Here is a 20,024-nt window from a genome sequence, read left to right on the forward strand (position 1 = left end):
AGGAGGATTGCACGTGATTATTGATATTTTTCTATCCAGTTATCCCCTTTTTCTAAAAGCGACATGGCTCACAGTTCAGTTGACGGCCGTTGCCCTGATGCTCGGTTGTGTGGTAGGTCTTGTCATTGCCTTTTTCCGGATATCCGATAACAAAGTATTGAACTACATCGCACACGTCTACATTACCGTCATTCGCGGGACGCCTTTGATCGTGCAAATTTGTATTCTGTACTTCGGCTTGGCAAATTTGGTGACGCTCTCGCAGTTTTGGGCAGGAGCCATCGCGCTGGCAGTTCATAACGGCGCGTATATTGCAGAAATTTTCCGAGGCGCGATCCAGTCCATTGATCGTGGGCAGATGGAGGCATCCCGATCACTCGGAATGTCGTACCCGTTGGCGATGCGCAGAATCATTTTGCCACAGGCGTTCCGTCGGGCGATCCCATCGCTTGGCAATCAGTTTATCATCGGGCTCAAAGACTCATCGCTGGTCGCCTACGTAGGGATGCAAGATTTATGGGGAACCGGTCTGGGTGAAGCAGCCTCCAACTACAAGCAGCTAGAGACTTATATGGTCGTAGGCTTGTACTATCTCGTATTGATCATGATCTTCTCATATTTCGTAAACAAACTGGAAGCACGATTAGCCAGAGGCAAAGCCCCCAATAAACAAGCGAAAGACAACACGAGTGTGGCGGCGTAACTCTTAGTCATGGAGGACGAAAGAAAGATGGTTCAATCAGTCGAACGGGCGATGAAAATTATTCGGGTACTGATTTCAGACGAAAAACATGCTTGGCCGATTTCGGAGCTGGCGAGCGCAACGGGTCTACCAATCAGTACGCTCCACCGTTTTCTCGAATCCATGATCCAGTTCGGATTGGTTGAACAGGACCCAGTCACCAAGCATTACAAGCCGGGATATACGTGGATGGAAATCGGTTTTATCCTGCATGAAAAGCTAAACCTGCGGGCTGTGGCGAGGCCTTTCATGGAGGAGCTGGCGAATGAAGTCGAGGAGAGTATCTTCCTCAACGTATTGGCGGGGACGGATTCGATGCCGATCGAAAAAGTAGAAAGTCCACTGAAAATACGCATAGACGAGAACCTGGGGGAGCGGATTCCTCTCACAATCGGCGCCCCTAGCAAAATCATTCTCGCGTATTTGAAGCAGGATGCGATCACGAAAGTCGTTTCAGCCCAGCTTTCGCCAGACAAGCAGCCGTCATTTTTGGAGCAGCTGAGTGAAGCGAAGAAAAGTGGCTATGCGATCAGCTACGAAGAGAAGACGGAAGGCACCATGGCAGTCGCTGCTCCAATCATCGGCTACGGAAATCAACTCGTCGGAGCGCTCTCGATCAACGCCCCGTGCTTTCGGGTGACAGAAGATCGATTGCCCCTACTCATCGAAAAAGTGAAACGCCAAGCTACGACGATTTCGGCAAGAATCGGCGGCGCATAAGTTAACCCTCCATTCCAGCATCTGTGGATGGAGGGTTTGCTTTTTTTTATAGTAACCATCAGATCTTTCAATTTTTTCGCCTCGAAAAACTGTGTTAGTGTGAAAGAAACAGTGGGGAGGGGAGAGAGACATGTTTCCATTTCGCGTTATTAATCAGGAAACAACGGAAGATGTGCTGGATATGGCTAGTGTCATCGAAGTGGTAGAGCAAGCCTATCAAATGAAATCGAGTCAGCAGGCGACGTTGTTTCCACTCATTTTTCATGAGTTCGTAGAGGGTAGAGCCGACATGGATATCAAATCCGGTCATTTGCCGCAAGCCGATATATTTGGACTAAAGCTCGTCTCCTGGTTCGGTGACAATGACAAGAAAGGTCTGCCACAACTAGTCGGTACTGTGATGGTAGTAGACAGCCGAACTGGCGTACCGCAGGGGATTTTGAGTGGAGAGCACATTACTTGCATGCGTACGGGAGCTGCCGGAGGAATCGGTGCAAAGTATTTGGCACGTCCCGAATCGGAGAACCTGCTGATTGTCGGGACGGGACATCAGGCTCCTTTTCAAATCATGGCGACACTGATGACGATGACAGAGATCAAGCGGGTGTACATCTGCAATCCGCGATCACCAGAAAAGGCGCAAAGCTTTGCCGCCAAAATCAAAGAGAACCTCTTGACCAGATTCGTCTCCAAGTATGCGGGAGAAGAGTACGAGCGGTATGCCAGCCGTTGTGACGTGGAGTTTATCGCGGTGGACAATTTCGAAGAAGCGACTAGACAAGCAGATATGATCATCACCGCAACTCCTTCACGTGAACCGATGATCCAAGCGGAGTGGGTAAAGCCGGGGACGCATATTACCTGCATAGGGGCAGACATGGAAGGAAAACAGGAAATCGATGAACGGCTTTTTGCAAAAGCGCGCGTCTTCGTTGATGATGTCGGACAGTCAGTACGGGTGGGAGAGACAAAGGTAGCTGTAAAAAAGGGGCTGATAACAGAGGGCGATATCGCAGCAGAGATTGGCAATGTCATCCCCGGTCGTGCCCAAGGAAGACAACATGTAGAAGAAATCACGATTTTTGATAGCACCGGGATCGCGTTCCAAGATTTACTGACAGCTGCACACATTTTGAAAGTGGCGGATAAGCGCGGTATAGGAACGATCGTTGATCTGTAAGGGTGAAAGGATAGGATTAGGAGGGGAACGACGATGAGAATTGCACCTTTTAAAGTAGAAGAATGGATGAACGCCTATGAGATGGAGGCTGTTTACAATATTGCCGAAACATGCGTCGATTCGCTGACGGTAGAAGAGTTGATCCGCCTTTCCGATGAGCCGGAAGATTTTTTCCGAGAGATGGCCCAGAAGAAGCTGACGTACGGTCATATCGAGGGTTCGCCGGAATTCCGCAGCCTCGTCGCGAGTATGTATCAAACGATGAAGCCGGACAACATTTTGGCGATGAACGGGGCGATCGGAGCGAATTTTCTCACCTTGTTCTCGCTCGTTGCGCCTGGTGACGAAGTAATTACAGTGCATCCAACGTATCAGCAAATTTATTCGGTACCGGAGTCGTTCGGAGCGCAGGTCAAGCTGCTCAGACTTTTGCCGGAAAATGATTTTTTGCCTAATCCGGTTGAGCTGCGTTCACTCATTACAGACAAGACCAAGCTGATCTGTATCAACAATCCGAACAATCCATCTGGAGCTTTGATGGGTGAAGGTTTGCTGCGAGAAATCGTAGAGATTGCCCGCTCCGTAGATGCTTACTTACTGTGTGACGAGGTGTATCGAAATTTGCACCAAGACCCGGAGGTTGTGGTACCATCTATCGTCGACTTGTACGAAAAAGGGATTGCGACAAGCAGCATGTCCAAAGTGTTTTCATTGGCGGGCTTGCGTCTGGGGTGGATTGCAGCACCTCAGGATGTGATCAAAAGCTGCTTCCAGCACCGTGATTACACGACCATCAGCTGCGGGATGCTGGATGACATGCTGGCTGTCCATGCACTGAAAAACCGCGACAAGATCATGGAGCGCAGCCTAAAGATCGTGCGGGACAACCTGCAGATTCTCGACGAGTGGGTAGCGAAGGAGCCGTTGGTCTCTTACGTCAAGCCGCAGGCTGGAACAACCGCAATGCTCAAGTACGAGCTGGATATCCCTTCGGAAACGTTTTGCATTGACCTGTTTAAAACGACAGGGGCGTTTTTGACACCAGGCAGCTGCTTCGACATGGAAGGGTGGTTACGAATCGGGTACGCCTGCTCGTCTGAAGTGCTTCAAGTAGGTCTATCAAAAGTATCGGAGTTTTTGGAGTCACGCAAATAAGGGATAAAGTAGGAGAGGGAGTGTCTCTTCGGTGGAAGAAAAGAGACACTCTTATGCTCGCAAGCTGGCGGAGATGATAGGGGAGCACGCATAGGGTATCGGTTGAACATAGAGCCACTCTCGGCTACACTTTTTCTAACAGAGGTTGTTCAAAAAGCCGACTTTTTGAACACGCACTTACACGAAGAATGGGTGTCGTTCGGTGAGGGAGTGGATAATCAATCATGGAGTTACGCAATCTGAAGACATTTCAGGTCGTTGCCGAGCATTTGAACTTGACGAAGGCTGCAGAGCAACTCGGATACAGCCAGCCTACGATTACACTCCAGATTCAAGCATTGGAGCGGGAGCTGGGTCACCCTTTGCTCAATCGGGTAGGCAAGCGCACGTTTTTGACACCGGCCGGAAAAATAGTGAAACAACATACGGATCAGCTTTTCTACGTTCTCCAGCACATGGCGGAGGGACTTAATCACTTAGACATGCCTGTAGGACCGCTGGTCGTGGCGGCCCCGGAGTTTTATTGCATCCAATACATGCCCCAAATTCTGAAAGCATATGTAGAGACACATCCACAGGTCAATTTGCAGGTCATTTCATGCACCAGTCAGGAAACTTTGAAAAAAATACAAGCCCACGAGGCAGATATTGGGATCATTGCGGGCATCACCTCGCAACCAGGTATTGATTCCAGCGTCGTGGACTTGGAACAATTCACCTTGATTGCTTCTCCTGATTTGATGAAGGACAAAACACTGGCAGACGCACTCGTGACCTTTCCTTTTTTGTCTTATCAGGAGGGGTGCAATCTCGATGAATTTATTACCCAATGCCTGTTGGAGTTAAACTACATCCCACCCTCTGTCATTAAATGTAGCAGCGAAGAAACAATCAAACGGTCAGTCCTGAATCAAACAGGCATAGCCCTGCTCAGTAAGGTTCTAGTAGAAAAAGAGCTTCGAACAGGAGAACTAATGGAGTTGTACCGCTTTTCCAAGAAAGCAGAAACATTGCTGGTCTGTCTGGGGCGCCGAAGAGAAGAGCCTGCAATCCAGACCTTCATGGAACTGGTCAAAGACATTTGGTTATCGATAAGAGAAGAGTAGTCATGACAAGGGGCAGTCTAAGGAGTCCCTCAAAAGTAAAGAAGCTGGGAAAAACGGTTTCGTTTTTCCTAGCTTCTTTTTCTGTGTGGAACGGCAATAATATTGTAAAATGAAAGAAGGTAAGAGAAATAGGAGATGACAACAAATGAGTAAGCAAGTAAACGAAAAGGAACTCGTTTCGCATTTAGCTACCAAAACAAAAGTAGATCCGCAAAAAATCATGATCGTACTCAAGCATGAGCAAGCGTACATGAACAGTGCGAAGGCAGATGCAAAAGGTGATGTCGACGTTGATTTTGATGATCTCGTAGATTACATCATGGGTAAGTCAGATGTGAAGCTGGATGAGATCACCGTCGAGAAGATCCTGGATGTAGAGATGGAATACTTGATTAAAAAAGGAATCGCTGGATATATAGACTAATAGAGGACGTCTGGTTATCAGGAAAAGAAGAGTAGTGTTCCAAGCACATTCCCCTTGTAGAGGGTGATGTGCTTTTTTATTACCACAACGCAAAAGGGTTATCATGGTAAAAAATCTAAAAACCATCTGAAAGACGGTGGCTGCAGTGGGGAGAAGAATATTTCCAGTCTAGGCTCCAGGCTCCGTCCCTCAGGGAAGCTTTGACTGCCCGCTCCAAAGGAATTAGCGGGGAAACGCAAAAGTGGTAGCCGCTACGTCGCATGAGCACGGTTGCGTTTCTTTTACCCGCTAATCCCTTCTCCGCTCGGTAGGACTCCACAAGTCGCTACGTCTGGAAATATTCTTCTCTGGCGTATCTGATTACGTTCTTCGTTCTTTTCAAGCTTTTAAAAAACGAATAACTTTAACAGCTCGTAGAGGAAACAGGAGAAATAAGCGAAGATCTTTGGTACACCGACCGAGACGGAATGCAAAAAGCGAAACACGCCCTTAAGCGTCCACCTCTGAAACACATCCTGAATGGACCACTTTGGACGCGGTTTCGCTTTTTGCATGGAGTCGGGCAGTGAATCCCCCAGCGGGTGGGACAAGAAGCTGAGCGTTTTCTCCTGTTTCCTCCCCACCACAACAGAGTGACAAGTGGATTTTTAGTATTATTTAACAAGGGATATATATACTGAAAATCCAAAAAATATCTGAAAGACAAATGTAAATTGTTTGACCATTGGTAGTCGTCGTGTCTATAATTTGGTTATCTTTGTTAGTAATGTTAACTAACTGTGTGGCGGTGATCGAAGAAGCGTGCAAGCTCCCAAAAAAACAGGTAATAGCAAACTCGTGAAAAAACTGAATAAAGAAGAAGTATTGCAACAGGTCGTCTTGCACGGGCAAATTTCCCGCGCAGATATCTCCAAGCAGACACATCTCAGCCGTCCATGTGTTTCCGCCCTCGTAGATGAAATGATCCAGGAAGGACTCCTACAAGAAGTAGGAATGGGCGATTCCAAAGGCGGTCGCAAGCCGATTTTGTTGGAGTACAACTATCAGGCGTACGCCATTGCAGGCGCGATTTTTGAAGGATCTACCCTGGACATGGCCATCGCAGATATGAAAGGTGAGTTCTTGGCTCGCTATCGCAAACGGCTGGCACAACCAGCGAATGGCGAAACCGTCATCGAAGATTTGGCAGCCGGACTGGATCGCTTGCTGCGTGAAAGCGGCATCCCGCGAGAGCGTCTACTCGGAATGGGCGTTGGTTTGCAGGGAGTCACACAGCGTGGCAGTGGAACCGTCAGTTTTTCGCCCAGCACAGGATGGATGGGTTCACCGATTCAGCAGACCATCGAAGCGCGACTCGGACTGCCCGTCATTATCGACAATGACGTGAATATGATGACACTGGGCGAGTATGTCCGTGGAGCAGGGGTCGGCCATACCAACGTCGTCTACATGTATGTAGGAACGGGGATTGGGGCAGGGATCATTTTGGATGGACAGTTTTATCGGGGGAGTCGTGAGGCAGCAGGAGAAATCGGCTTCATGATGATCGGCCCGGTACATAATCGCCCGAATGGCGCGTCAGGCGTGTTTGAGACGCATTATTCGATTCCGGGTATCCAAGCGCAGGCTAAGGGATTTCTCTCTGACCTTCAGGAAGGGTCGAGTGTCATAGAAGAGCTGATCCGGCACGCCAAGCAAAATGCAGAAGCAAAAGAGCTTCTTGCAGATGTGTATCGACATTGGGCGTACGGAATGGCGAACATCATCAGTATTTTGAACCCGGAAATATTGATCCTGAGCGGGGAGATGGTCCACGTCGATGGTGAAGGGGTGAAGCAAATTCACGAATGGCTGAGAGAATGGGTGCCCGAGGTGCCTAATCTTGAAAAAGCGAGTCTGGGGGAGCGAGCTGGTTTGATTGGTGCTGTCCATAGTGTTTTGGAAGCGTTTCCTTTCACACGACTGCTTGACAAAGAGTGAGAAGAACAAAAGGGGGAGTTCGTTTTGAAAAAGACAACTAGCAAGCTGAAAACATGGATGAAGGGCGTATTTGTCAGTTCCTTGGCTCTGACTGTGGCTGCGTGCGGCAGTGGAGGACAGGAAGCAAAGCCTGCGGACAACAACGCAGGCGGCCAATCAGGCACGGCTGCTCAACCTGCTGATTCATCGGGTGACCCACAAAGACTGGTGATTTACACCGGACGGGACAAAAACATTTTTGAAATCGTATTGCCAAAATTCAAAGAAAAGTACCCGAACATTGAAGTGGAAACACTCGAGATGGGTGCCCAACAAATTTTGGAGCGCGTTCGTGCAGAGAAGGCGAACCCGCAGGCTGACTTCTGGTGGGGTGGTACCCAATCTGCTCTAGCGACAGCAGCCAATGAAGATCTGCTGGAGCCTTACAAGCCGACTTTTGCAGACAAGGTTCCAGATTTGTACAAAGATCCACAAGATCGCTGGTACGGCGAAATGCTTTTGCCAGAGGTTATCATGTACAACTCGCAGGTGCTGAAGCCAGAAGAAGCGCCTCAAGATTGGGACGAATTGATCGATCCGAAATTCAAAGACAAGATCGTTATCCGAAACGTACTGCCGTCCGGCACGATGCGTACCATTTATTCTGCAATGATCTTCCGTCAAGGGGCGGATACTCCTGAAAAAGGTTATGAATGGCTGACCAAGCTCGATGCCAATACAAAAGAGTACACGCAAGACCCGACAAACCTGTATTTGAAGCTGGATCGTCAAGAGGGCGTCATCTCCTTGTGGAACCTCCAAGACGTGCTGATCCAAAGCAAAAAGAACAACCATCCGTATGACTTCATTTATCCGAAGAGCGGGGCACCAATTCTCGTAGACGGCGTGGCTCTGGTAAAAGGCGCGAAAAACCAGGACGCAGCGAAAAAGTTCATGGAATTCTTGATGAGTCCTGAAATGGCTGCCCAATTGGCGAAGGAGCGCTTCCAGTTCCCATCTCGTACGGACATCAGCAAGGACGAATTGCCAGACTTCATGAAAAATCTCGAGCTGAAGCCAATGGAACTCGATTGGGCTGTCATGGCTGCAAAAGAAAAAGAGTGGATGCAGCATTGGGATGAAAACATCAAGGGCAAAGGCAAGAAGTAAGGAAGGTTTTTTTCAAGCAGCTAGGCGGGAAGGCGTTGTCCTTTCCGTCTAGTCACTTATAGAAGTTGTTTGAAAACGGACGCAGCTTGAAATGACTTGCGATGAAGGAGGAAACACAACCCGATGAGCAGCGTAACACTTGATCACGTTCACAAAAGGTTTGGCCAAGCAAAAGGGGTCGAAGATGTTCACATTCATATCGAATCAGGAGAGTTTTTTACTTTTCTCGGTCCGAGTGGCTGCGGCAAAACGACTACCCTGCGCATGATTGCCGGCTTTTATTATCCAACGGATGGCCATATCCGCTTTGGATCACAGGAGGTTACATCTCTTCCTCCGCATAAGCGCAATACCGGGATGGTATTCCAAAACTACGCGTTGTTCCCGCACATGACTGTTTTTGAAAATATCGCGTTTGGCTTGCAGGTTCGGAAAGTGAACAAAACCGATGCAAAAGAGCGCGTAGAACGGATCATGAAGCTGGTCCGTCTGGAAGGCTATGGCGAACGCCGCATTGATCAGCTTTCTGGAGGACAACAGCAACGGGTAGCACTGGCACGGGCGCTGGTCATCGAGCCGCAGATTCTGCTGTTGGATGAGCCGCTGTCCAATCTGGATGCGAAGCTTCGCGAGGAGACGCGTTTTGAGATCAAGAGACTCCAGCTGGAGTTGGGGATTACGACGATTTACGTTACGCACGATCAGGCGGAAGCGATGTCGATGTCAGACCGGATTATGGTCATGCAGAGCGGAGAGGTGCAGCAAATAGGCACACCGCATGAGATTTATCATCGTCCTGTAAACCGTTTTGTCGCTTCTTTTATCGGCGAGACGAATCTGTGGGAAGGGACAGTTACAGGGTTTGATGGCGACGAAGTGCTGGTTCGCACGGCTTCTGGACAAATGCTCAGCGGATTTAAGAAAAACGCTTCTCCACGTGCACAGCTGTCAGTTGGGGAGAAGGTGACAATGTCCATCCGTCCTGAATCCGTCCTGGAGAGTACAGGCAACGAGGGACAAAATGTAGTGACAGGCTCTGTTGTCATGTCTGAATTTACAGGGGCGTGTGTCAATTACGTCACGGAGGTAGGAACGGAGAGCCTGCGCAGCATGTCGATCAACCTGGGACGACCGATTAAACAGCGCGGCGATGCCATCGGCCTACATATACCGAAAGAGAGCATTTATTTTGCCGGATAAGGGGGAAGAAGCTTTTGAGAGCAGAGTTGCAGCAAGCGCCGACAGCAGCCAGACGAAAGTCCATCACCGCTTCACCCGCCTTCGTCTACGTGCTGGTATCGCCACTCTTTTTAATATTGTTGGCTTATGTCGTTTATCCATTGTTCGAAACGTTCGTTGCGAGTATCAAAATCGATGAAGAAATTACGTGGAAAAACTATATTCGCTTCTTCAGCCTGGAGCATACGGCCAACCTGGAAGCGTTGTGGAACAGTGTCTACATATCGGTTCTGAGTGTCATTACATGCGGAATCGTTGGCGTCGCGATGGCGTTTTTATTGGAACGCTATGATTTTCCTGGACGAAAAATCCTTTCTGTTCTGGCTTTGGTTCCGATGGCGCTGCCTCCACTCATTGGCGTTCTCTCGTTTACCTTTTTGTACGGAGAGAGTGGAATCATTCCACGGGCGATCAAAGAGCTGTTCGGGCTTGCCCAGGTTCCTTTCTCGTTAAAAGGAATTTGGGGTGTGGTCGTCGTTCATACGTTTACGATGTACACCTACTTCTTCATGACAGCTACAGCAGCAATCAAGGGACTCGACCCGTCCTTGGAAGAGGCGGCAGCCAGTCTTGGAGCGAATCGCTTTACCGTTTGGCGGCGCATTATTTTGCCGATGCTTACGCCAGCTATGGTCGCGTCTTCTCTGTTGGTTTTCATGATTTCGATGGCTTCTTATACGGCGCCACTCATTTTCGGAATTGACCGGACAATGACGATGCAAATCTATCTGTCTCGCACCAATGGAGATTTGGACATGGCTGCGACACAGTCTACGATTCTTTCGATTGTTTCCGTGGCTTTTCTTTTGATCATGCGTTGGTACCAAGGCGCGCGCAACTACCAGAATTTGAGCAAAGGGGTCAGCGTGCACCGTACCGAGATCAAGAGCAAAGCAGGACGCTACACCACGATTGTGCTGTCGTTTATCGGTACAGTCATTCTGATGCTGCCAATTCTCGTATTGGTACTCATCTCCTTCTCGGTGGATGGTACCTGGACGGTGCAAATATTACCTCCGGAGTATACCTTGTCGCATTACATGGATTTGTTCACGGATAGCAAGACATGGCGTCCGATTCTCAACAGCTTGCAGTTGTCTGCTATCGCGGTAATCGGGATCATCATTTTCGGTGTAGCTGCGGCTTATGCCATGGTTCGCCTCAAGTTTCGCGGGAAAACGCTTCTTGATGTGTTGATCATGCTGCCATGGGCATTGCCAGGGACAGTTGTGGCGATCAACCTGATTGCAGCGTTCAGTGAGCCGAATGCATTCAGCTTTGGTCAGGTTTTGATCGGAACATTCTGGATTATCCCGTTGGCGTATTTTGTCCGACATCTACCACTTGTGTTTCGCTCTACCAATGCGACTTTGATGCAGATGGACCCATCCGTCGAGGAGGCTGCGCGGAATTTGGGTGCTTCCTGGTGGTACAGCTTCAGACGTGTCGTGTTCCCGATGGCTTGGGGTGGAATTCTCGCAGGTACGCTCTTGGCATTCGTCCAGTGTATCGGGGAGTTTGTGGCTTCGATTCTGATCTTCACACCGAAGACAACGCCATTGTCTGTCGCGGTATTCCAACGCATGTACAGTAATGAATTCGGCACCGCTTGCGCCTATGGTGTCTTGCAAATCGTGGTCATCATCATCGTATTGTTCATCTCCAGAAAACTGACCGGAGATAAAGCGGGAACTGCCGTGTAAAAGCTGGATGCCTTCGTGAAAAAGGGGGAGCTTCACGTGGATGTCAGTGAATCGATGGACAAGAAATCACCGATGGTGCAGCCGACTAAATTGCCCTGCCCGCCCATTCCCGCATCTCTTCGCACCATGCAGGGGGAACACGGACTGCTCGATCTATGGAAAGCGATTAAGCCGCTCGCTACCATTGCCAGTGCCATGAACACAGGTGCCCATCCAGACGATGAGCACAGTGCCATGCTCGCTTACTTGGCGCTGGGGAGAGGCGTGTATACCACGAGTGTGATCGCGACAAGAGGGGAAGGCGGCCAAAACGAAATCGGCTGCGAGCAAGGTACCGCGCTTGGGATTATCCGCACGCGCGAACTGGAAGAAGCCTCATCTCTCGGCAATGTGACGCTTGGCATCTTAAGCGAAGAGCTGGATGATCCCATTCATGATTTCGGGTTCTCCAAATGCGCCGAAGAAACCTTCCGCAAATGGGGCGAAGAGGTCGTGTACGAGCGATTGATTCGAAAAATCAGGGAGCTGCGCCCCGATGTCGTCATCGCTTGCTTTGAAAATGAACCGACGACACACGGACATCACCGGGCGATTACGTTACTGACACAGCGTGCTTTCCACGAAGCGGCCGATCCACAGATCTTTCCGGAGCACAGGCAGGCTGGACTTTTGCCGTGGCAAATGAAAAAGCTGTATTTGCCTATCATGGACAACGATGATTATCACGTGGCTGTACCCGTGGGGGAATACGACCAAATCTACGGCTCATCCTATGTCCAGCTTGGTGAGCGATCGAGGTTTATGCATAAGACACAGGGCATGGGTGTTCATTACGACGAAGGCCCGACCTACAATTACTACCGCTTGGATGCATCTGTTTCCCCGGCACCGGAAAAAGAGCGTGACTTTTTTTTCGGACTGCTCTTCAGTTTTGCTGATCTGGCGCAGGGTATCGCGGCAAAAGGCGGGCGAGAACTCGCCGAAGTGCTTCACCGTATGCACGATGCGGCTACAGATATTTTGAATGCCTACCCGCGTTTTGCTGAGGTGGCACAAAGGGTTCACCGCATGAAGGCCTTGCTTGCGTCTGCACAACAAGAAGTATGCAAGGCTCCACTCGATGAAGAAACAAAGATTGATTTGATGTATCGGCTAGGACTCAAGGAAGCGCAGCTAAACCGTGCCAGTGCCGAGGCTCTGTCATTGGTCGTGAAAATCAAACCGGAGACGGGCGAGTGGGTGGCAGGTCAGACGACAACCGTCACCGTAACGGCTTACAACGGCGGCTCGCTTGAGGTTGAGCATGTGCAGCTGCGTATGCGTGTCCCCGCTGGATGGACGGCGAAACCACTCACGCCAACTGCGTTTCCACGACTTGCTTACAATCAGACGGTGTGCACCGTATTTGAGGTATCGATTCCTGCACAGACGGAGCTGTTCCATCCTTACAAGCCGTCCGTTCTCGATGTCGAGGTGCTCTATTTCGCCTTCGATACAGCCAGTACGATTCGCGTGGAGCCGGATAGCCGTGTAGCTGTGCTTCCGCCGTATGCCGTCACGCTGACACCGTCAGATGTGGTGCGAAACACGCTGCATACGGATGAGGCGATCCCGGTTAAGGTAACACTGAAACAGTACCGTCCGGGAAGCTCTACAGCCAAGGTCGCTCTCGTTGTTCCGGCAGGCTGGACGGCGGAGCCAGCCTTTGTCGATGTCCCGTTTTCTTTCCGCAGCGAGACGAAAACGATTGCGTTTACTGTTCATACCACGCCGCAAGTGAAAAATGGCAAATATCAGATCAGCGCTACGGTCGCGGGGACAGACGGTGTGACAGAGATCGCGCAGGATGTGCAGGTCATTGAATACCCGCATGTCGGTCGCACGTATTTCATCCGACCTGCTACGCTGACTGTTCAAGCCTTTGACCTGGCCATCCCGAAAAATCAACGGATCGGCTATGTATCCAGCGGCTTTGACAATATGGATAAATACTTGCGCGCGGTTGGGGTGAATTGCCTCAATCTCGACGCAAACGAAATACAATCGGGCGATTTGTCCCGCTACGACACGATTGTTCTCGGCATTCGCGCATACGGATTCCGCCGCGAATTAATCGAGAGCAACCAGCGTCTTTTGCACTATGTAGAAAACGGCGGAAATCTCGTCGTTCAATATCACAAGCCGGAGGACAAATGGAAGCCGTACTTGGCACCTTACCCTATTTTTATCGGCGAGTCGCTGATCGATTGGCGGGTGACCAATGAGCAATCAGACGTCCGTATGCTGGCCCCTGACCATCCGATGTTCCAGGAGCCAAATGTGATTACCCAAGCAGACTGGGATGGATGGGTGCAGGAGCGCTCCATCTACAATCCTTCTCGCTGGGGAAGCGAGTATACCGAGCTGATTGCGACAAGTGATCCGGGAGAACCGGAGTTTCGCGGCATTTTCCTCACGGCGCACTATGGAAAAGGGACGTACACCTACAGCTCGCTTGCCTGGTTCCGCGAGATTCCACAGCTAGTCCCTGGCGCTTTTCGTTTGTTCGTCAACATGATCAGTCAGAAGCAGTAATGCCCCATCCACTCCGGGCCAACCGTGGGTCGATCCATGGCTACATCAATGAATTACAAACGTACAGACCGCCATGATTGATATAGACATCAATCTGAAAATGGAATGGAGGAACGTTCATTGAGTAAGGGGAAACTTGCCAAGCTGTACACGATTACGACTGCAGCGGTGCTAGCCACGAGTCTGATTATGCCGGTAGCACCCGAGACCGCCCATGCAGACCGCGGGGTTGTCGACCTGTGGAAAGCCATTAAGCCGCTCACCACGATTGCCAGTGCGATGAACACCGGAGCACATCCGGACGATGAGCACAGTTCGATGCTCGCGTATTTGTCGCTTGGCAAAGGGGTGGACACATCCAGTGTCATTGCGAACCGAGGCGAGGGAGGACAGAACGAGATAGGCAGCGAGCTGGGTAATGCGCTGGGGATCATTCGTACCCGCGAATTGCAGGAAGCTTCCAAAATCACGAACATCCATCTGGAGAACCTCAGTGAAAAAATCGATGACCCTATTTTTGACTTCGGCTTTTCCAAAAGTCCGGATGAAACTCTTCAAAAATGGGGCGAGGATGTCGCGTACGAAAAGCTCATCCGCCGTATCCGGACACTGAGACCCGATGTCGTGATTCCCGCATTTTTGAACGAACCTTCGACTCACGGTCATCATCGCGCGATTAATGTCATTACGGTACGGGCATTCAAGGATGCCGCAGATCCAAACGTTTTTCCGCAGCATGCAAAGGAAGGCTTGGCTCCTTGGCAGGTGAAGAAGCTGTATCTGCCTGCAAAGGAACAGGATTACTCGGTCAAGGTGCCTGTTGGCGACTATGACGAAATTTATGGTGCCTCTTACGTCCAACTCGGCGAAGAATCCCGTTTTATGCACAAGAGCCAGGGGATGGGACGTCACTATGACGAAGGGCCAAGCTTCAATTATTACAAGCTCGATCAATCCATCGTAGAGACAAAAGACAAGGAAGCGGACTTTTTTACGGGAATTGCCTATTCGTTTGACGATTTAGCCAAGGAAGTTGCCAGACAGTCTGGCGGGGAAAAAGTCGCGGGTGAACTGAAAAAGCTGCAAAAGGATGCCGCAGAAGTCATTGCTGCGTACCCAAGCTTTGCCTCAGTAGCCAAGGAAGCACATGAAATGCTGGCGGATGTGGAAAAAGCGACGGCAGTAGTCGAAGCGTCCTCCTTGCCAACTGACACGAAAACAGACTTGCGCCATCGATTGGGAGTGAAGAAATCCCAGTTGAACAAGGCTAGTGCCGAAGCGCTCTCGCTCGTAACCAAGGTAAAGCCTGAGACAACTGAGCTGGTAGCAGGCCAAACGACAAAAGTAACGGTTACGGCTTACAACGGCGGCCAAGCAAAAGTCGGGAAGATCAATCTCGCGCTGAATGTACCAAAAGGCTGGCAAGCCAAGCCGCAATCGTCCACCAGTTTCTCATCGCTCGGCTACAATCAGACGGTGAAAACGACATTTGATGTTACGGTTCCTTCTGATGCCGCTCTGTTCCAACCGTATGCCGCTCCAGCCATTACGGCAGATGTCAGCTACAACTTCGCAGGCTCGACGGCGAATAGCCATGTGACACCAGCAGATGCCATTGCAGTTCTTCCATCTTTTTCTATGGTGCTGAGTCCAAATGCGACGGTTTTGAATACGCAGAAGCCAGAGGAGCCAATCCCTGTCAAGGTTACGGTGAAAAACTACAATCCAGGTGCAGCCAAAACAACCATTACTCTCGATGTGCCAAAAGGCTGGAGTGTAGAACCACAAGCAGCACCGCTCGCCTTTGAGGCCAAGGGAGAAACGAAGTCGGTTGCCTTTACAGTCAAAGCAGATGCTTCGGTCCAACCGAATAAGTATACGGTGACAGCAGTAGCATCTGGCAATGGTAAAGAGAGTCGACACGGCGCCCAAGTCATCCGTTACCCGCATATCGGCACGACTTACTTTGTTCAACCAGCGACGCTTGCGATCCAGGCATTTGACCTGAAGGTGCCGGAAGGATTGAAGGTCGGTTACGTATCCAGTGGCTTTGACAATATCGATCAGTATTTGTCCCAATTGGGAGTCAATGTGACCAATTTGTCGGCAAAAGACATCGAGTCTGGCGATTTGGATCAATACGATACGATCGTGCTGGGCATACGCGCTTATGGTTTCCGACCTGAGTTGATTCCTTCAAATGCACGCTTGTTGAAATACGTGGAAAACGGCGGAAATCTGGTCGTGCAATACCACAAGCCAGAGGATAAATGGAAGCCGGAGCTGGCTCCTTATCCGATCAAAATCGGTGCTCCGCTGATTCAATGGCGTGTCACAGACGAAAAATCCAAGGTAACAGTATTGGCGCCTGATCATGCATTATTCCATTCGCCAAACAAAATCACGGAGGAAGATTGGGACAACTGGATTCAGGATCGTTCCGCTTACAATCCTTCCGAGTGGGGCAAGGAATACACAGAGCTCATCTCCAATGGAGATGAAGGTGAGAAGGAATTTACGGGTACGTACCTCACTGCCAAGTATGGAAAAGGAACGTATACCTACAGCTCGCTCGTGTGGTATCGCGAAATTCCGTCACTCGTACCGGGTGCGATCCGATTGTTTGTCAACATGATCAGCCCACAGCAGTAATCATAGTAGAAGGGAAGGCGATCGTTCGGCGGTCGCCCCCCTCCTAAAAGAAGATCAGACGCAAAAATAGAAGCGGCATACGAATGGGTAGGAAGGAGATGCAAGAAAGATGAATTACAGAGATCGAATTTTTCAACAGGAGGGAGCCAGTTTCCCTGGCAAGACATACGTGGAGGCGGTTTTGGAGCCTGCATTCAATGAAGCGAAGCACCATTTGCTGCATCCGATGATGGCGATCAACAAGGCACATTTGATCATGCTTCGTGAACAAGAATTGCTCACAGACGATGAGGCCAAAAGAATTGCTGGTGCACTGTGTGGGATCGAAATGGAAGAGCTGCGCCAATCGCATTACACCGGACAGTTTGAAGATTTGTTCTTTCAGGTAGAGAGCCGTTTGCTGGAACTGGCTCCTGATGTGGCAGGAAATCTGCATCTGGCTCGCAGCCGCAACGACATGGGGATTACCATATACCGTATGGTGCTGCGTGAAAAATTGTTGGTGACCTTGGCTTCTGCCCTCTATCTGAAAGAGCATTTGCTCCTCTTTGCAAATGAGCATGTGGATACGATCATGATTGGCTACACGCACACACAGCAGGCACAGCCGACGACCATGGCGCATTACATCATGGCGGCTACTGACATGCTCAGCCGTGATATCAAACGACTGATCCAAGCCTATCACACAGTCAATCGCTCACCGATGGGGGCAGCGGCCTTGACGACTTCTGGCTTTGCGATCAGCCGGGAGCGGATGCGCGAATTGCTCGGATTTGATGAGCTGGTGGAAAATTCCTATGATGCAGTCTGCGGCGCTGATTATTTGGGGGAAGTAGCGACAGCCGTACAATTGGCAGCGATTAATTTGGGGCGTACGGTTCAAGATATGCTACTGTGGTGCACACAGGAATTCGCGGGGTTAAAAGTCGCGAGTCCATACGTGCAGATCAGCTCCATCATGCCGCAAAAGAGAAATCCGGTTTCCTTTGAACATATGCGCTCTCTGTTGTCCAGTGCAGCAGGCAATGCGACGACAGTGCTTACGATGATGCACAATACGCCTTTTGGCGATATCGTGGACACCGAGGATGACATGCAGCCGTACGCGTGGCGGAGCATGGGAGTACTCGAGCAGATGTATCGCTTGATGGCGAGTGTTGTGGGTACGATGGAAGTGAACAAGGACGTCCTCTTGGAGCGGGCAAAGGGCAGCTTTGCGACCGTCACAGAGCTGGCGGATACATTGGTGCGCACGGATCAGCTTTCGTTCCGCAAATCTCATCACATCGTGAGTCGTGTGGTAAAAGAAGCGATGAGCGAGCAACTCGCTGCAAACCAAATCAGCTTGGAGCTGGTAAACCGTGCAGCCGTGGAAGTAATCGGGCGGGAGCTGTCGCTCACAGCAGAAGAGCTCAGACTGGCGCTTGACCCCGTTCATTTCGTAATGATCCGCAAGCTTCCTGGTGGACCAAATCCAGAGGAAATGAAGCGCATGATCGCCGTTCGCCAAGCGGTTCTCCAGCAGGAAACAGAATGGCTGGCACAGAAGAAGCAGGCGAATGCGAATGTGATGAAAGGGCTTGATCAGATGACAGCTGAATGGAGTGTGGGGTAATGGCAGTGGTGCGAATACCTCTTCTGGCAGTGGACGGAGGGGGCACCAAGTGTCTGGCGGTACTGGTGGACCGCTCCAGAAATGAAATCGGTGCAGGACGCTCCGGTTCATGCAATTATCAAGGGATCGGGGAGGAAGCGGCAGCTCGTGAGTTGGTTGCCGCGATCAGCCAAGCTCTGGACGATGCGATCGCTCGTCAAACAGTTGCCCCCTTTATGAGTGGCACTTCGACACTGGATGGACCAATCGAATGGGAAATCGAGTGCGCGGTGTTCGGGATCGCTGGCCTGGACACAGAGTATGATCGACAGGTAATCTCGCGGATGGTGAGCAAGGTACTGCACCAGCTCGATATTCGCGTCCAGCACCTGATTGTGGAAAACGACGGATTTGCGGCATTGCTCGGTGCGACCGGAGGCAAACCCGGCATTCTGGTCATCGCAGGCACAGGTTCGATTGCCTTTGGTGTAAACGATGAACAGGAAACGGCTCGAGCAGGAGGCTGGGGGCATCGGGTCGGTGACGAGGGTAGCGGCTACTGGATCGGCAAGCAAGCGATTATGGCTGTATTAAAAGCAGCGGATGGCCGTGGCGAGCCGACCGTATTGAAGGAGCTGCTCCTCCCGCACGTTGGACTGGGACGCGTAGATGAATTGTTTAACTGGACGTACAGTGAGCATTATTCCGTAGAGAAGGTAGCAGAGCTGTCGCCGTTGGTCAGTCAAGCAGCACTTGCCGGAGATAAGGTGGCAGCAGCTATTTTGCAGGTCGCAGGCGAAGAGCTTTTCGATGCTGCTCGGGCTGTCATTGATACGTTGCAAATGAAAGCCAAGCCGTTTCAGATGATCATGCAGGGGGGCGTTTTGCAAAACGATGATCGGGTACGTGAGATCGTCGTAGAGCGCGTCCGAGAGTACGCTTCGCAGGTCGTCATCGAAAATGCACAAAACGATCCTATTTACGGTGTCATTGCAAAAGGATTGGCTTATTTAGAACGCCAATCGGGCGGCAAGTGAGGTGCTAGAAATGAAAAAAGTAATGGTTGTCTTTCCACATCCGGACGATGAGTCTTTTGCCTGCGGGGGAACGTTGGCAAAGTGCAAGGACGCCGGACATGAAACGTGCTATTTGTGCATTACCTCCGGCTGCAAAGGACGCAGTGGTCCATTCGATATCGATTGCCGAGTCAAGCTGGCAAAACATCGAGAGCTAGAGCTGAAAACAGCGGCGGAAGTGCTCGGAATCAGTCGTCTTGACTTGTTCCGGTACCCGGATGGTTCCTTGCAAAATGCCGATCTGGATGAGCTGGTGGGTAAGATTCGGGAAGCGATAGAGGAATGGAAGCCCCATGTCGTCGTGACGTTTCCGCCGGACGGGGTAACGGGTCATCCCGATCATATCGTCACGTGCGAGGCGACGACGCGAGCGGTCGAACAAGCGGAAGCGAGCTTGACTCCCGCAGAATATCCTGATCTGTACTATGTTTCGATCCCGCACTACTACGATCATTGCCCGGATCATGGTCCAAAGCCAGCAGTTCCGATTACAGGCAAGGTCGATATTTCGAGCTATCGGAAACAAAAAGGAGAGGCGCTGAAGGCTCACTTGAGTCAGGAGTATTCCGTGAATCGCGCTTATCCGGGTGTGATCGATGGGGACTTTGGTGTCATTGGCTGCTATGAGTACTTTACTTTGGTGCGGTCAGCGGGCAAGGCGATCGAGCCGGTTAGTGTGGGTGGGAGTATTCCTCTCATTGACCTGTAATCTAAAAAGTAGAAAGGG

At 50.6% G+C, this 20,024-nt stretch carries 15 protein-coding genes; all 15 read left to right on the top strand.

Going from position 1 to position 20,024, the window contains the following annotated elements:
* Positions 1-13 precede the first annotated feature (13 nt).
* The 15 genes from HPY27_RS22765 to HPY27_RS22835 all read left to right on the top strand — a co-directional run bounded on the left by HPY27_RS22765 (position 14) and on the right by HPY27_RS22835 (position 20,006).
* Positions 14-703 carry an amino acid ABC transporter permease gene (locus tag HPY27_RS22765; protein ID WP_017252169.1) on the top strand — a complete coding sequence of 230 codons (690 nt, stop codon included), beginning with the start codon at positions 14-16 and terminating at the stop codon, positions 701-703.
* 27 nt (positions 704-730) lie between these two features.
* Positions 731-1,462, top strand: a complete 732-nt coding sequence (locus HPY27_RS22770; RefSeq protein WP_174226034.1) for an IclR family transcriptional regulator — start codon at positions 731-733, stop codon at positions 1,460-1,462.
* A 130-nt stretch (positions 1,463-1,592) separates the two neighbouring features.
* Positions 1,593-2,642: an ornithine cyclodeaminase family protein gene (locus tag HPY27_RS22775; protein WP_174226035.1), complete on the top strand. Its 1,050-nt coding sequence runs from the start codon at positions 1,593-1,595 to the stop codon at positions 2,640-2,642.
* Positions 2,643-2,675: 33 nt separating this feature from the next.
* Positions 2,676-3,797 carry an aminotransferase gene (locus HPY27_RS22780; protein ID WP_174226036.1) on the top strand — a complete coding sequence of 374 codons (1,122 nt, stop codon included), beginning with the start codon at positions 2,676-2,678 and terminating at the stop codon, positions 3,795-3,797.
* A gap of 224 nt (positions 3,798-4,021) precedes the next feature.
* Complete coding sequence (locus HPY27_RS22785; RefSeq protein ID WP_174226037.1) at positions 4,022-4,903, top strand: LysR family transcriptional regulator; 882 nt, start codon at positions 4,022-4,024, stop codon at positions 4,901-4,903.
* A 145-nt stretch (positions 4,904-5,048) separates the two neighbouring features.
* Complete coding sequence (locus HPY27_RS22790; RefSeq protein ID WP_017252164.1) at positions 5,049-5,327, top strand: hypothetical protein; 279 nt, start codon at positions 5,049-5,051, stop codon at positions 5,325-5,327.
* Positions 5,328-6,128: 801 nt separating this feature from the next.
* On the top strand, positions 6,129-7,307 hold the full coding sequence (locus HPY27_RS22795) for an ROK family protein (protein ID WP_017252163.1): 1,179 nt from the start codon (positions 6,129-6,131) through the stop codon (positions 7,305-7,307).
* Positions 7,308-7,331: 24 nt separating this feature from the next.
* Positions 7,332-8,456: an extracellular solute-binding protein gene (locus HPY27_RS22800; RefSeq protein ID WP_106834236.1), complete on the top strand. Its 1,125-nt coding sequence runs from the start codon at positions 7,332-7,334 to the stop codon at positions 8,454-8,456.
* 123 nt (positions 8,457-8,579) lie between these two features.
* Entirely contained in the window at positions 8,580-9,656 is a 1,077-nt protein-coding gene (locus tag HPY27_RS22805) for an ABC transporter ATP-binding protein (protein WP_017252161.1), read from the top strand.
* A 14-nt stretch (positions 9,657-9,670) separates the two neighbouring features.
* On the top strand, positions 9,671-11,398 hold the full coding sequence (locus tag HPY27_RS22810; RefSeq protein WP_017252160.1) for an ABC transporter permease: 1,728 nt from the start codon (positions 9,671-9,673) through the stop codon (positions 11,396-11,398).
* A gap of 54 nt (positions 11,399-11,452) precedes the next feature.
* Positions 11,453-13,972 carry an NEW3 domain-containing protein gene (locus HPY27_RS22815; protein WP_217438071.1) on the top strand — a complete coding sequence of 840 codons (2,520 nt, stop codon included), beginning with the start codon at positions 11,453-11,455 and terminating at the stop codon, positions 13,970-13,972.
* Between the two features lie 120 nt (positions 13,973-14,092).
* Positions 14,093-16,624: an NEW3 domain-containing protein gene (locus HPY27_RS22820; protein ID WP_174226039.1), complete on the top strand. Its 2,532-nt coding sequence runs from the start codon at positions 14,093-14,095 to the stop codon at positions 16,622-16,624.
* 109 nt (positions 16,625-16,733) lie between these two features.
* Positions 16,734-18,242 (top strand): argininosuccinate lyase, encoded by a 1,509-nt coding sequence (gene argH / locus HPY27_RS22825; RefSeq protein ID WP_069848172.1) that lies wholly within the window; start codon positions 16,734-16,736, stop codon positions 18,240-18,242.
* Positions 18,242-19,258: an N-acetylglucosamine kinase gene (locus tag HPY27_RS22830; RefSeq protein ID WP_017252156.1), complete on the top strand. Its 1,017-nt coding sequence runs from the start codon at positions 18,242-18,244 to the stop codon at positions 19,256-19,258. The genes argH and HPY27_RS22830 overlap by 1 nt, the downstream gene beginning before the upstream one ends.
* Before the next feature lie 10 nt (positions 19,259-19,268).
* A complete protein-coding gene (locus HPY27_RS22835; protein ID WP_174226040.1) occupies positions 19,269-20,006 on the top strand; it encodes a PIG-L deacetylase family protein in 738 nt (245 codons plus the stop codon).
* Positions 20,007-20,024 lie beyond the last annotated feature (18 nt).

Source organism: Brevibacillus sp. HB1.1, assembly GCF_013332445.1.
Taxonomy (GTDB): Bacteria; Bacillota; Bacilli; order Brevibacillales; family Brevibacillaceae; genus Brevibacillus; species Brevibacillus porteri.

Coding starts and splice junctions, on each gene's coding strand:
- HPY27_RS22770 (WP_174226034.1), top strand. CDS start 731: ATGGTTCAATCAGTCGAACGGGCGATGAAAATTATTCGGGTACTGATT.
- HPY27_RS22775 (WP_174226035.1), top strand. CDS start 1,593: ATGTTTCCATTTCGCGTTATTAATCAGGAAACAACGGAAGATGTGCTG.
- HPY27_RS22780 (WP_174226036.1), top strand. CDS start 2,676: ATGAGAATTGCACCTTTTAAAGTAGAAGAATGGATGAACGCCTATGAG.
- HPY27_RS22785 (WP_174226037.1), top strand. CDS start 4,022: ATGGAGTTACGCAATCTGAAGACATTTCAGGTCGTTGCCGAGCATTTG.
- HPY27_RS22790 (WP_017252164.1), top strand. CDS start 5,049: ATGAGTAAGCAAGTAAACGAAAAGGAACTCGTTTCGCATTTAGCTACC.
- HPY27_RS22805 (WP_017252161.1), top strand. CDS start 8,580: ATGAGCAGCGTAACACTTGATCACGTTCACAAAAGGTTTGGCCAAGCA.
- HPY27_RS22815 (WP_217438071.1), top strand. CDS start 11,453: ATGGACAAGAAATCACCGATGGTGCAGCCGACTAAATTGCCCTGCCCG.
- argH (WP_069848172.1), top strand. CDS start 16,734: ATGAATTACAGAGATCGAATTTTTCAACAGGAGGGAGCCAGTTTCCCT.
- HPY27_RS22830 (WP_017252156.1), top strand. CDS start 18,242: ATGGCAGTGGTGCGAATACCTCTTCTGGCAGTGGACGGAGGGGGCACC.
- HPY27_RS22835 (WP_174226040.1), top strand. CDS start 19,269: ATGAAAAAAGTAATGGTTGTCTTTCCACATCCGGACGATGAGTCTTTT.